Below are 12,013 nucleotides of genomic sequence, written 5' to 3' on the forward strand. Positions count from 1 at the left end.
CGAGCTGCAGGACAAGGACTAGCGGGATGGAACACTACCTCAACATCGCGATCCGCTCGATCTTCCTCGAGAACATGGCCCTCGCCTTCTTCCTGGGCATGTGCTCGTTCCTGGCCTGCTCGAAGAAGGTGCAGACCGCGATGGGGCTTGGCGCCGCCGTGATCTTCGTGCAGGTGCTCACCGTGCCGCTCAACAACCTGATCCTGGTCCATCTGCTGAAGGAAGGGGCGCTGGGCTGGATCTCACCCGCGCTCGCCAAGGCCGACCTTACCTTCCTCGCCTTCATCCTCTTCATCGGCACGGTGGCCGCCGCCGTCCAGGTGGTGGAAATGATGGTCGAGAAGTTCGCGCCCGCCCTCTATTCCACGCTCGGCGTGTTCCTTCCGCTCATCGCCGTGAACTGCGTGATCCTCGCCGGCTCCCTCTTCATGCAGGAGCGCGACTACGGCTTCACAGAGAGCGTCGTGTACGGGATCGGGTCGGGGCTCGGCTGGGCGATCGCGATCGTCGCCATGGCGGCGGTGCGCGAGAAGCTCGCCTACTCGAATCCGCCGGCGGGCCTGCGCGGGATCGGCATCACCTTCGTGGTCGCGGGCCTCATGTCCGTTGCCTTCATGATGTTCTCCGGAATCCAGCTCTGACGGCGCGCCCATGACCGAAATCGTCCTCGGCGTCTTCATGTTCACGGCGGTGGTGCTGCTGCTCGTGGTCATCCTGATGGCCGCGCGCTCGAAGCTCGTGGCCACGGGCGAGGTGACGATCACCATCAACGACGACCCGGCCAAGGCGATCAAGGTGCCCGCGGGCGGCACGCTGCTGGCCAAGCTCGCCGACAACCACATCTTCATTCCCTCCGCCTGCGGCGGCAAGGGCGCCTGCGGTGTGTGCGAGGTCGTGGTGCGGGAAGGCGGCGGCGATCTCCTGCCCACGGAAGCGGGATACATCTCGCGCGGCGAGGCGAAGCGCGGTTGCCGCCTCGCCTGCCAGGTGAAAGTGAAGGGCGACATGAAGATCGAGATCGCCCCCGAGATCTTCAGCGTCCGCAAGTGGACGTGCCAAGGTCGTCTCCAACCGCAACGTGGCCACCTTCATCAAGGAACTCAAGCTGGCGCTTCCCGAAGGCGAGGAAGTGCCCTTCCGCGCCGGCGGCTACGTGCAGATCGAATGCCCGCCGCATTCGCTTTCGTTCCGCGATTTCGCGATCGAGGAGCCCTTCCGCGCCGACTGGGACAAATTCGACCTGTGGCGCTTCAAGTCGAAGGTCGCCGAGACCGTGACGCGCGCCTATTCCATGGCCAATTACCCGATGGAAAAGGGGCAGCTCCTCTTCACCATCCGCATCTGCTTCCCGCCGGGCTACAAGGAGACGATCCCGCCGGGCATCATGAGCTCGTGGATCTTCAACCTGAAGGAAGGCGACGAGGTCACGGTCTCGGGGCCCTTCGGCGAGTTCTTCGCGCGCGACACCGACGCCGAGATGTGCTTCATCGGCGGCGGCGCGGGCATGGCGCCGATGCGCTCCCACATCTTCGACCAGTTCCACCGGCTGGACACGAAGCGCAAGGCGACCTACTGGTACGGGGCGAGGAGCCTCAAGGAGGCGTTCTACCAGGACGAGTTCGACGCCATCGCGAAGGCGCACCCGAACTTCAGGTGGCATCTCGCGCTCTCCGAGCCGCTGCCCGAGGACCAGTGGACCGGCTACACCGGCTTCATCCACCAGGTCCTGTACGACGAGTACCTGAAGAACCACCCCGCGCCCGAGGACATCGAGTACTACATGTGCGGGCCCGGACCCATGACCAAGGCCGTGATCGACATGCTGCTGGATCTCGGCGTGGAGCGTGAGAACATCATGCTCGACGATTTCGGCAGCTGACGGCGAGGAGACGGCGAATGACGATAGTCACCGTAATGGACGCCCTGCGCGACAGGGGCATGGACAAGCTGCACTCGATCCCCGCCTCCGCCAGCGTGGCCGAAGCCGTGGAGATGATGGCCGGGAACGAGATCGGTGCCGTGGTGGTGAGCACCGAGGACGCACTCGTCGGCGGCATCTTCACCGAGCGCGACGTGATGATGCGGCTCGTGCGCGCCGGCCTCGACCCGAAGCGCACGCCCCTGTCGATGGTGATGACGCGCGACGTGCATTTCGTCTCGCCGGGCACCACGCTCGAGGCGGCGCTCGCCCTCATGTACGTGCACCGCCACCGGCACCTGCTCGTGATCGAGGGCCCTCACGTGCACGGGCTTGTCTCGATGCGTGACCTCGCCTACCACCTGATCCGCCACGGGGAGGGCCGCTTCGAGGCGGCCGTTCGCCTCGCCGGCGGGCCGGGCACCTGAACGATTTTTCCCTGTCGAAGGATTGCTCCTCGACCACGGAAGGACAGACACCATGGACACCCTCCTCTCCCCCCGCCGCCGCGCGATCATCAAGGCGCTCGGCGCCACCGCGTTCCTCGCCGGTTGCGGCGAGATCCCCGGCGGGCTGGCCCGGCGGCCGCTCGCGGCCTTCCAGGGCCCTGCGATGGGCACCGTGTGGAACGCGAAGCTCGCGGGCCCGCTGGCCGAGGGGCTCGCGAAGCGCGCTTCGACCGCCGTCGCCGCTGCGCTCGAAGGAGTCGTCGCGCGCATGTCCACCTATGTCGATACCTCGGAGCTTGCGCGCTTCAACGCGCTGGCATCCGGCAAGGCGCTCGCCGTCTCCCGCGAAACGCTGGAAGTCTTCTCGATTGCGCGTGACGTCAGCAAGGCCACCGGTGGCGCCTTCGACGTGACCGTGGCGCCGGCGGTCGATGCCTGGGGCTTCGGGCCTGCCAAGGCACATCGCATCCCGCCGGGGGCGGAGCTGGCCGAGATGGCCTCGCGCATCGACTGGCGCGCCATTGCCATCGACCGCGACGCGGGCACGCTCGCCAAGACGCGCGACGGCGTTCGCGCCGATCTCTCGGGCGTCGCCAAGGGTTACGGCGTCGATCTCGCGGCCCGCGCGCTGGACGCAATGGGTGCGACCGATTACATGGTGGAAGCCGGAGGCGAAGTGCGGGTGGCCGGCCGCAACGCGGAAGGCGAGCCGTGGCACATCGGCATCGAGCGTCCCGACGCTGCCGGGCAGCAGGCGTTGCTCGTGGTGCCGCTCGACGGGCTCTCCATGGCCACTTCCGGCGACTACCGCATCTACTTCGAGCAGGGCGGGCGCCGCTACTCCCACGAGATCGATCCGGCCACGCGCGAGCCCGTGCGCGGGCGACTCGCCTCCGTCACCGTGGTGGGGAAGGACTGCGCGTGGGCGGACGCCATGGCCACCGCCCTCTTCGTGATGGGCGCCGGGCGCGGACTGGCCTTCGCCACGGAACACGCGATCGCCGCGTGCTTCATCGAGCGCGGCGACAACGGCACGCTCGCTGACCGGCAGACGCCCGCCTTCGCGAGGCTGGGCGCCCGGCACGCCAAGGCCTGATCGCCATGGAAGAGACGCTCGTCGCCGTCTTCCTCGTCACGTTCGTGTTCATCGGGCTTGCGGTGGGCGGCATGGCCCTGGGCTCGCGGATGACCGGCCGTTGCCTGCGCGGGTCCTGCGGCGGACCGGAAGTCCTCGGACCGGACGGCAAGAAGATCTCCTGCGTGGGCTGCCCGAATCACCAAGGCGATTAGTCTCGAAAAAGAGGGCAGCCCCCGGAAAAGGGGTCTGTCCCCTTTTTCGGTTATTTCTTCCTGCGCGCCTTCGGTTTCGGCCTGGAGGCTTCCCGGGTGGCTTCGCTGGCGGCATCTCCGGCGGCCTCGACCGCGCGTCCCATCGCTTCGGCGGCATCGGTGCCGGCCTGCGTCATCATGTTCCACGCCCACATCGCAGGGTTGGGCGCTTCCTCCTCGGCGACGGGTTGCGGCTGGCCCTCGCTCATCGCGGCCTTGATGCGCTCGCCGCCCTTCACCATCTGTCGCTGGAACTCGAGCGACTTGATGGACAACTGCAGCATGCTGAGGTTCGCCTTCAGCCAGTGCTCGACCGTTTCGAGTTCCGCGATCTTCTTCTCGAGTTCCTTCGCGTCCAGCACCGGGAACATGAGGCTTTGCACGGGGTAGGCCCCCGGGTTCACCATTTTCTGCCAGAGGTCGAACATGTCCTGCGGCGTGACGGGCTTGGTCATGGCTGTCCCTGCTTGTCGTGACGGGCGATGAAGTCGCGGATCTTCGGGTAGATCATTTCGCGGTACTTGCGCCCGGAGAAGATGCCGTAGTGGCCGACGCCGGGGGCGAGGAAGTGCTGCCTCGCCTTCGCGGAAACGGCCTTGCACATCCCGTGCGCCGCCCGCGTCTGCCCGGGCCCGGAGATGTCGTCGATCTCCCCCTCGATGGTGAAGAGCGCGGTGCGCTTGATGGCCTGGGGCCGGACGCGCTCGCCGCGCACCTCGAGCAGGCCGCGCGGCAGCAGGTGCTTGTGGAAGACGCGCTCGACTGTCTCCAGGTAATACTCGGCCGGCAGGTCCATCACGGCGTTGTACTCGTCGTAGAAGCGCCGGTGCGATTGCGCGCTGCTGCCGTCGCCCTGGATCAGGTGGTGGTAATACTGCACGTGGGAGCCGAAGTGCCGGTCCGGGTTCATCGACACGAAGCCGGCGAACTGCAGGAACCCGGGATAGACGCGGCGCATGAAGCCCGGGTAGCGCAGCGGCACGCGCTGCACCACCTTCGACTCGAACCACGACATCGGCCGGTGCTGCGCGAAATCGTTGACCGCGGTGGGGCTCGAGCGCGTGTCCAGCGGCCCGCCCATCAGCGTGAGCGACCGGGGCAGCGCCTCGCCCGCCGCCGCCATGAGCGACACGCCGGCAAGCACCGGCACCGTCGGCTGGCAAACCGAGATCGAGTGCGCCGTCGGGCCCACGAAGCGCAGGAACTCGCGAACGTAGTCCACGTAGTCGTCGAAGTGGAACGGTCCGGCGGAAAGCGGCACTTCCTTCGCGTCGATCCAGTCGGTGATCCACACGTCGTGGTCGGGAAGGAGCGTCCTCACCGTATCGCGCAGCAGCGTGGCGAAATGCCCCGAGAGCGGCGCGAACACGATCACCCGGGGCTGCGGCGGCGCTCCCTGCTTCACGAAATGCAGCAGGCGGCAGAAGGGCTTCGCCACCTCGAACACCTCGGCGACGGCGCAGTCGCGCCCGCAGACGCGCACCGTGCCGATCCCGAACTCGGGGCGCTCGTAGCGCTGCGTGAGGCGGCCCATGAGGTCGAACGCGGCCGCGACGTTGCGGCTTCCGGGCAGGCGCGACAGCAGGCTTGCGGGGTGGCCGTAGAAATCGTTGGCCATCCGGGCCAGGACTTGCCACGGCTCCATCGCCGCGCGCTGCCAATCGTATAACTGGTAGAGCACTCCCCACCTCGCCGTCCATGCTGCATTGCGGCGTAGTGTAGCGGGTTTCGATCGGCGGCGAGATCGATGCGGCGCGGAATCGCGAGCGGGGACGGCGCTCTGGTAAAGTGCCCGCCATGCCCCCCGAAGCCAACCGCAGGAACGGCGAGTCCCTGCCACTTTTCCCGGCCGTCGACTCGCACAGCGGAGGCTACCTGCAACGGGATGGCGAGCACCGCCTGTACTGGGAGGAGAGCGGCAATCCCCAGGGCGTGCCGGTCGTCTTCCTGCACGGTGGACCCGGGGCGGGCGCGGGCCCGGTGCACCGCCAGTTCTTCGACCCGGCCCACTACCGCATCGTGATCTTCGACCAGCGCGGCGCCGGCCGCTCCACGCCGCTGGGCAGCCTCGAGGCCAACACGACGCCGGACCTGGTTGCCGACATCGAGCGGCTGCGCGAAAGCCTGGGAATCGAACAATGGATGGTCTTCGGCGGCTCGTGGGGATCGACGCTCGCGATTGCCTACGCGGAGCACCATCCGGCCAGATGCCTCGCGCTCGTGCTGCGCGGCATCTTCCTCGGCCGGCCCGCGGAGATCGACTGGTTCCTGAACGGAATCCGCAACGTCTTTCCCGAGCCCTGGCGCGAGTTCGCCGCGTTCATCCCCGAAGCGGAGCGCGGCGACCTGCTTGGTGCCTACCACCGGCGCCTCACCGACCCCGACCCCGCGATACACCTGCCGGCCGCACGGCGCTGGAGCGTGTACGAGGGTTCGTGCTCGACGCTCCTGCCCAACCCGGCGCTGGTGGCCGACTTCGCCTCCGACCGCGTGGCGCTTGGGCTCGCGCGCATCGAGGCGCACTACTTCGTCAACCGCCTCTTTCTGCCCGACGATTTCCTGCTCGCGAACATAGATCGCATCCGCCACATTCCCGCGGTGATCGTGCAGGGGCGCTACGACGTTGTGTGCCCCGCGGTCACCGCCGACGACCTGCATCGCGCCTGGCCGGAGGCGGAGTACCAGATCGTTTCCGATGCGGGACATTCCGCGTTCGAACCCGGCATACGCTCGCGGCTCGTTGCGGCGATGGAGCGGTTCAAGACGATTGGGGAGTTACGCGGCCCAAAGACTTTGGACACGGATGAACACGGATGAACACGGATAACTGCCAGACAATGTGAATTCTTCGAGTGGATGGAAGGCGTCGACGTGCGCACCCTCCATGTCGAACTCATGAATCATCAGCTTTTATCCGTGTTTATCCGTGTTCATCCGTGTCCAAAGTCTTTGGGCCGCGTAACTCCCCGCCCCCCCGTCGCCAGCCACCCCACCCCTAATTCGCGACCATCAGGTAAGCCACGTCCGCGGCGTATCCGGCCACCTTCCGGTGCAGCTTCCTGCGCTGTTCCGCCGCGAGAGTCGCATCCAGCGCGGCGATCAGCGCGAACACCTGCTCGTCGCGTACCTTCGTCATCGCGGCGTATTCCGGCTGTCGCCAGCTGTCGGTGTCGATGAGCAGGCGCGTGAGGCCCGCGATCATGGCCTCGCGCGGCGGCCGGGCGCGGACGAGGGCGACAGTCGCCGCCTGCCGCAGGCGCCGGTCGGCCATCCACGCGTCGGTGATGTCCTCCATCGCCGCCACGCGGGCGCGAACCAGGTCCTGCTGCGCCGGGGATAGCCTCCCGGTCCAGTCGTCGATCTGGTCGATGAATCGCTTCGCCCGCGCCTCGAGTCGTTCCTGCGCGGAGGAACCCATCGCGCTTTCCTTCTCCATCTTGGCGTTGTTCTCCCGGAACTTGCGGTCCAGGCGCTCGACCTGCTCGGGGTGCACCTGCAGCAGGAAATCGGCCATGTCCGGGATGGCCCGCCGCATCGCGCGCTGGTAGAGGCCGCGCATCTCGAGGTAGCAGCGGCGCGTATCCTCGACAGTCAGGCGCGTGGCCGTGCGCACGGCCACATCCTGGAGCAGGCGCTCGTACTCCGGAAGTTCGCTCACGCGGTGCCACGCGAGGAACCGGCCGAGGCGCTCCTTCACCCAGTCGCGCTGGCCGTCGTGAAGGTCGAACCAGTCGTCCACCATCCACGTCGTCGCGAACACGGCGTTGTTGTAGGCCACCCGCGTGACCGAAGAGCAGGCGGCCAGCAGCGCGACGAGCGCCGCGGCGATGACCGCGTGACGAAGCACCCGGCTCACCAGGGAATGGGCTTTCGGTCGCGGAAGAATTTTCCCGTGGGGCCGGTCGAGGGCAGCAGCGCCAGCCATACCGCGGTCTCGGCACCTTCCTCCACGCCACGCGGCGCGTCGGGCCCGCCCATGTCGGTCTTGACCCAGCCCGGGCTCATCGAGTTCACGAGGATGCCGGTTCCCTTCACCTCGGCCGCGAGCGTCGCCGTGAGCGCATTCAGCGCCGCCTTGGAGACGCGGTAGGCGGGGCTTCCGGCCCCGAACTGCGAAAGCTGCCCCAGCCCCGACGAGATGTTCACGATCCGGCCGTAGGCCACGCGCTGCATGAGCGGCACCACCTCGCGGCACATGCGGACAGCGCCGAAGAGGTTGGTCTCGAAAGTCTCCCGCCACAGGGAGGTCTTCGTGTCCACGACGCGCGCGTCGGTCGATTCCGGATAGATGCCTGCATTGTTGACGAGGATGGCGGGCGCGCCGTGGTGCTTCTCGACCCACTCGACAAAGCGCTGCACGCTCTTCGTGTCGCTCACGTCCAGCGGATGGCTCACGGCAGAATCGCCGGCCTTGAGGCTCGCGCAGGCTCGTTCCCCTTTCACGGGGTCGCGTGAGCCCATGACGACGCGAATGCCCTCCCTGACCAGCTGGCGGGCGATCTCGAGACCGATGCCCCGATTGGCTCCGGTGACGACGGCGGTCTTTGCAGTTGACATGTGTCTCCTCTGGACGACTGGATCGTGGGCAGGCTGCTATGATAAGGGCTCAAGCGCTCCTGCGAAGCACGCTCCATGCCGAAGTTCCTGCGCGCAGTCCGCCTCGACGATTCCGACGACCACCTGTTCAAGTCCCATGGCGCCGCACGCGAAGGCGAGTGGGTCGTGAGCGGGGGGTATGCCGTCTGCGACTTCGCCAACGCCCCGAAATGCGACCCTCGCTGTTATTGCGAGTCGTCCTTCCTCGCCCTGCAGGGACGCGAGCGGTGCTCGATCGCCGAGGTGGTCGAGCTGACCGACGAAGAGCTGGAAGCGCACATCGACGCGCTGGCCTGGTTCCTCGTGAAAGGCTGGGGCGCCCCGTCCTGGGAAGTCGCGCGGCGGGTGGCCGAAGAGGAAGTGCGCCACACCGCCGACGTCTGCGAGACGCTTTCGCCGGAGGTCTGGATCACCGTGAAACGCATGCCGCAGGAAGGCGGCGCGGCGCTGGACGAGCAGTACGCCGTTTACGACCGCCTTCTCATTGGAAACCACAAGTGAATGGGGTCAGGTTACCCGGCTGCGGGCGGCCGCGCGACCGGGACTCCATGGTACTGGCACACGCCTAACCCGACCCCGGCCGGTGGCCTGCCACAAGCGCATGCGCACCGCAGTCGACTCGGGCACACTCTCCCCCAAACCGCTCCCCGGAACCCAAGACCATGACCTACGCCGCCCTCACCGGCTGGGGCAAGTGCATGCCCCCCGCCGTGCTCTCCAACGCCGACCTCGCAACCTTCATGGAGACCACCGACGAGTGGATCATGAGTCGCACCGGCATCCGCGAGCGCCGCATCACGCATGTCCCCCTCACCAGCCTGGCCCACGTGGCCGCGTCGCGGGCGCTCGCCTGTGCCGGGCTCGATCCGAAGGATCTCGATCTCATCGTCCTCGGAAGCTGCTCGTATGACGAGCAGGTCCCCAACAGCGCCTCCGGCGTGCAGGCCCTGCTCGGCGCCAGCCACGCCGCCGCCATGGACGTGAACACCGCCTGCACGAGCTTCCTCTACGGCCTGTCCACGGCCAACGCGATGATCCGCACCGGCGTGGTGAGGAACGCGGTAGTGATCGGCGTGGAGGTGATCTCGCCCTTCATGGACTGGACCAACCGCAACGTCGCCGTGCTTTTCGGCGACGGCGCGGCGGCTGTGGTTCTGCAGGCGACCGACGAGAAGCGCGGCGTGCTCGCCGAGAAGCTCGGCTGCTACGCGGACGCGCGGCACATCCTTCGCGTGCGAGGCATGGGATCGGCCTACGTGAACCGCGGCGTCACGATGGGCGACACTTCGTGGGACTTCGACGGGCAGGAGATCTTCAAGCGCGCCGTGCATGGCATGACGGAGGCCACGAGCGAGGCGCTCAGGCGCGCCGGGCTCGCCATCGGCGACATCGACCTCGTCGTTCCGCACCAGGCCAACCTGCGCATCATCGAGAGCGTGGGAAAACGCATCGGCGCCCCGCCGGAACGCGTCTTCCTCACCGTCGAGCGCTACGGCAACATGTCCGCGGCCACGGTGCCGGTGGCGCTGGTCGATGCGATCGAGGAAGGCCGCGTGAAGCCCGGCGCCCACATCCTCACCCCCGCTTTCGGCGGCGGCCTCACCTGGTGCGCGCACGTGATCCGCTTCGGCGAGCGCGTCACCCCTCTCGGGACATCCGGGGCGCAATTGCCACCCTGCGAAAAGAGTGCGCTCGAGATGGTGCGCGACCTCATGGCCGCGAAGGGCGCGCCGGGGCGATCCGCGGCAGGCCTTGCCGCGCCGCTGGTCGCCTGATCGCACGCTTCCCGGGCGCCGGCCAGTGCTGAGGATCTGGGGGCGGATGTCTTCCGTCAACGTCCAGAAGGTGGTGTGGATGGCCGACGAGCTTGGCATCCGCTACGAGCGCCTCGAGGCGGGCGGCGCCTTCGGGGTGGTTTCCACGCCCGACTACAGGCGCATGAACCCCAACAGCCTCGTCCCGGTGATCGAGGACAACGGCTTCGTGCTGTGGGAATCGAACGCCATCGTGCGCTACCTCGCCGCGAAGCACGCGCCGGGCAGCCTGTGGCCCGGCGATCTGCAGCGCCGTGCCGACATCGACCGCTGGATGGATTGGCAGGCAACCACTTTCACGCCTGCGATGCGCGATGCCTTCTGGCAACTCGTGCGCACGGCGCCGGAAAAGCGCGATGCCGCCGTCGTGGAGGCTTCGCGCGCGGCCTCGGAGAAAGCTGCGGCAATCCTCGAGACGCACCTCGCGGGCCGGGCATTCGTGTCGGGGGATGCGTTCTCTCCGGCCGACCTCGTGCTCGGGTGCGCCGCGCATCGCTGGCTCAACCTGCCGCTGGCTCGCGAACCTCGCCCCGGGATGCAGCGCTGGTACGCGAGCCTCAAGTCGCGGCCGGGCGCGGCGCAGGTGCTGTCGACGCCAGTGGCCTGACGACCGTGTCGCGCCACGCGGCACCGATCGCAGCCAGGGCCAGCGCGGTCGTGACCGGCACGCCGAAGAGCATGATCGGCGCCCACAGCGTAGCCCCAATCGGGGCAAGCCACGCACCCGCGAACTGCACTCCCGCCGCCGGCAGGAGGATCGCTGCGCCAATGAGCGCAAGTCGCGCGACGTGCACGCGGTGGGTGTCCAGCCAGCGGCGCAACCGCTCGTCCCAGTGGACTGCGGCAAGGGCGAACACGGTGGCGAAGGCCGCCAGCGCAGCGAGCACCTCGACCGGCAGCCGGACGAAAGCATCGCTGCGCATACCGGCTGCCACCGCGCACACCCAGACCACGAGCGTGACGCCAACGGTATTTCGAACATCGGAGAAGTCTTCGGTTTGCATGGAAATGCCTCCGGGCAAGGGGTTCGTGGCAGCGGCGCGCGGACGGGGCGAGTGGGCGGGCCGTTTCGCGCGGGCGCGTGTCGAAGGGATCTTTTCAGGCCGAACGATCGTGCTTTTTTCTGGCGTGAGGGCGGCGGGCATGGAACCTCCGGCAGTCGGGGATCAGCGGCGGCGGGCCGCGGGGCGGGAAACGGGGGTGGACGGGCGATTCGCCTGCACCAGGCGCTCGAACGCGGCGAGCGCACGGCTCGAAGCCGCCGCGTCGCCAAGCAGGCGCAGCGCGTAGCTGTAGGCGAGCTCGATTCCCGACATCTCGAAGACGAACTGGGGCACGTCGGTGTCGGCGCGCAGCTCACCGCTTTCCACCGCCAGGTGCACTGCCTTCGCGAGTTCGCGGGCGAGAAGACGCTGGCGATCGAGCAACGCCTCGCGCATCGGGCCGGGCCGGTCGTCGTATTCGGAGAAAGCCGCCAGAATCGGGCAACTTCCGCGCAGCTTCGCGCGCTCCGGCCATACCAGCCAGTTCGCGAAGATGGCGCGCAGGCGCGTCAGGCCGCGCGGCGCCTTCATCGCCGGCAGGAACACCGCCTCGGTGAACCGTCGCGCCGTTTCGTCCAGGACGGCGATCTGCAGGTCCGTGCGCGAGCCGAAGTGGGCAAAGAGCCCGCTCTTCGACATGCCGGTGAACTCGGCGAGCGTGCCGATCGTGATCGACTCGAACCCTCCCTGGCTCGCCTGCTGGATCGCGGCCTCAAGGATCTGGGTGCGGGTCTCTTTCCCCTTGCTGGCCCTGAATACTTGCAGTGACATGGGCGCAGAATAGAACGACCGTTCGTGCCTTGTCAACCCCCCTCTGTAATAATGGGGTCAGGTTCGCGAACCTGACCCCATTGTTACCCTTGT

14 protein-coding genes and 1 pseudogene are annotated in these 12,013 nt (G+C 67.7%); 9 read left to right on the forward strand and 6 right to left on the reverse strand.

The window, feature by feature from the left end; translation table 11 throughout:
* Positions 1–26: 26 nt before the first annotated feature.
* The 5 genes and pseudogenes from nqrE (at position 27) to IPP91_05575 (ending at position 3,657) form a co-directional block, all read left to right on the forward strand.
* Positions 27–641 (forward strand): NADH:ubiquinone reductase (Na(+)-transporting) subunit E, encoded by a 615-nt coding sequence (nqrE, locus tag IPP91_05555; protein MBL0141529.1) that lies wholly within the window; start codon positions 27–29, stop codon positions 639–641.
* Between the two features lie 10 nt (positions 642–651).
* A pseudogene (locus IPP91_05560) lies at positions 652–1,879 on the forward strand (NADH:ubiquinone reductase (Na(+)-transporting) subunit F).
* 17 nt (positions 1,880–1,896) lie between these two features.
* Positions 1,897–2,346, forward strand: a complete 450-nt coding sequence (locus IPP91_05565; GenBank protein ID MBL0141530.1) for a CBS domain-containing protein — start codon at positions 1,897–1,899, stop codon at positions 2,344–2,346.
* A 52-nt stretch (positions 2,347–2,398) separates the two neighbouring features.
* Positions 2,399–3,463 (forward strand): FAD:protein FMN transferase, encoded by a 1,065-nt coding sequence (locus IPP91_05570; protein ID MBL0141531.1) that lies wholly within the window; start codon positions 2,399–2,401, stop codon positions 3,461–3,463.
* Between the two features lie 5 nt (positions 3,464–3,468).
* Complete coding sequence (locus tag IPP91_05575; protein MBL0141532.1) at positions 3,469–3,657, forward strand: hypothetical protein; 189 nt, start codon at positions 3,469–3,471, stop codon at positions 3,655–3,657.
* Positions 3,658–3,707: 50 nt separating this feature from the next.
* Here the strand turns inward: IPP91_05575 and IPP91_05580 are convergent, their stop codons facing one another.
* Together IPP91_05580 and IPP91_05585 are read right to left on the reverse strand one after the other, a co-directional pair.
* Positions 3,708–4,151, reverse strand: a complete 444-nt coding sequence (locus tag IPP91_05580) for a hypothetical protein (protein MBL0141533.1) — start codon at positions 4,149–4,151, stop codon at positions 3,708–3,710.
* Positions 4,148–5,377, reverse strand: coding sequence for a polyhydroxyalkanoate depolymerase (locus IPP91_05585; GenBank protein MBL0141534.1), 1,230 nt, complete (start codon positions 5,375–5,377; stop codon positions 4,148–4,150). The genes IPP91_05580 and IPP91_05585 overlap by 4 nt, the downstream gene beginning before the upstream one ends.
* Before the next feature lie 116 nt (positions 5,378–5,493).
* Here IPP91_05585 and pip point away from each other — a divergent pair, with 116 nt between their 5' ends.
* A complete protein-coding gene (gene pip / locus IPP91_05590) occupies positions 5,494–6,513 on the forward strand; it encodes a prolyl aminopeptidase (protein ID MBL0141535.1) in 1,020 nt (339 codons plus the stop codon).
* Positions 6,514–6,691: 178 nt separating this feature from the next.
* On the opposite strand, the gene IPP91_05595 is transcribed toward pip, so the two are convergent.
* Both IPP91_05595 and IPP91_05600 read right to left on the reverse strand, forming a co-directional pair.
* Positions 6,692–7,552: a hypothetical protein gene (locus IPP91_05595; protein ID MBL0141536.1), complete on the reverse strand. Its 861-nt coding sequence runs from the start codon at positions 7,550–7,552 to the stop codon at positions 6,692–6,694.
* Entirely contained in the window at positions 7,549–8,253 is a 705-nt protein-coding gene (locus IPP91_05600) for an SDR family oxidoreductase (protein ID MBL0141537.1), read from the reverse strand. Before IPP91_05600 ends, IPP91_05595 begins: the two co-directional genes overlap by 4 nt.
* A 75-nt stretch (positions 8,254–8,328) precedes the next feature.
* On the opposite strand from IPP91_05600, the gene IPP91_05605 reads away from it, so the two are divergent.
* The 3 genes from IPP91_05605 (at position 8,329) to IPP91_05615 (ending at position 10,713) form a co-directional block, all read left to right on the forward strand.
* Entirely contained in the window at positions 8,329–8,793 is a 465-nt protein-coding gene (locus tag IPP91_05605) for a hypothetical protein (protein ID MBL0141538.1), read from the forward strand.
* 161 nt (positions 8,794–8,954) lie between these two features.
* Complete coding sequence (locus tag IPP91_05610) at positions 8,955–10,067, forward strand: ketoacyl-ACP synthase III (protein ID MBL0141539.1); 1,113 nt, start codon at positions 8,955–8,957, stop codon at positions 10,065–10,067.
* Between the two features lie 25 nt (positions 10,068–10,092).
* Complete coding sequence (locus tag IPP91_05615) at positions 10,093–10,713, forward strand: glutathione S-transferase (GenBank protein ID MBL0141540.1); 621 nt, start codon at positions 10,093–10,095, stop codon at positions 10,711–10,713.
* Here IPP91_05615 and IPP91_05620 read toward each other — a convergent pair.
* Positions 10,664–11,110 (reverse strand): hypothetical protein, encoded by a 447-nt coding sequence (locus IPP91_05620; protein MBL0141541.1) that lies wholly within the window; start codon positions 11,108–11,110, stop codon positions 10,664–10,666. The genes IPP91_05615 and IPP91_05620 overlap by 50 nt on opposite strands.
* Before the next feature lie 162 nt (positions 11,111–11,272).
* On the reverse strand, positions 11,273–11,920 hold the full coding sequence (locus IPP91_05625) for a TetR/AcrR family transcriptional regulator (protein ID MBL0141542.1): 648 nt from the start codon (positions 11,918–11,920) through the stop codon (positions 11,273–11,275).
* Between the last annotated feature and the right edge of the window lie 93 nt (positions 11,921–12,013).

The organism is Betaproteobacteria bacterium (assembly GCA_016720855.1).
GTDB lineage: Bacteria > Pseudomonadota > Gammaproteobacteria > Burkholderiales > Usitatibacteraceae > FEB-7.

Bases quoted from the DNA above. Each gene is read 5' to 3' on its own strand.
- IPP91_05600 (MBL0141537.1), bottom strand. From the start codon at position 8,253: ATGTCAACTGCAAAGACCGCCGTCGTCACCGGAGCCAATCGGGGCATC.
- IPP91_05570 (MBL0141531.1), top strand. From the start codon at position 2,399: ATGGACACCCTCCTCTCCCCCCGCCGCCGCGCGATCATCAAGGCGCTC.
- IPP91_05575 (MBL0141532.1), top strand. From the start codon at position 3,469: ATGGAAGAGACGCTCGTCGCCGTCTTCCTCGTCACGTTCGTGTTCATC.
- IPP91_05565 (MBL0141530.1), top strand. From the start codon at position 1,897: ATGACGATAGTCACCGTAATGGACGCCCTGCGCGACAGGGGCATGGAC.
- IPP91_05625 (MBL0141542.1), bottom strand. From the start codon at position 11,920: ATGTCACTGCAAGTATTCAGGGCCAGCAAGGGGAAAGAGACCCGCACC.
- IPP91_05605 (MBL0141538.1), top strand. From the start codon at position 8,329: ATGCCGAAGTTCCTGCGCGCAGTCCGCCTCGACGATTCCGACGACCAC.
- pip (MBL0141535.1), top strand. From the start codon at position 5,494: ATGCCCCCCGAAGCCAACCGCAGGAACGGCGAGTCCCTGCCACTTTTC.
- IPP91_05580 (MBL0141533.1), bottom strand. From the start codon at position 4,151: ATGACCAAGCCCGTCACGCCGCAGGACATGTTCGACCTCTGGCAGAAA.
- IPP91_05620 (MBL0141541.1), bottom strand. From the start codon at position 11,110: ATGCAAACCGAAGACTTCTCCGATGTTCGAAATACCGTTGGCGTCACG.
- nqrE (MBL0141529.1), top strand. From the start codon at position 27: ATGGAACACTACCTCAACATCGCGATCCGCTCGATCTTCCTCGAGAAC.
- IPP91_05610 (MBL0141539.1), top strand. From the start codon at position 8,955: ATGACCTACGCCGCCCTCACCGGCTGGGGCAAGTGCATGCCCCCCGCC.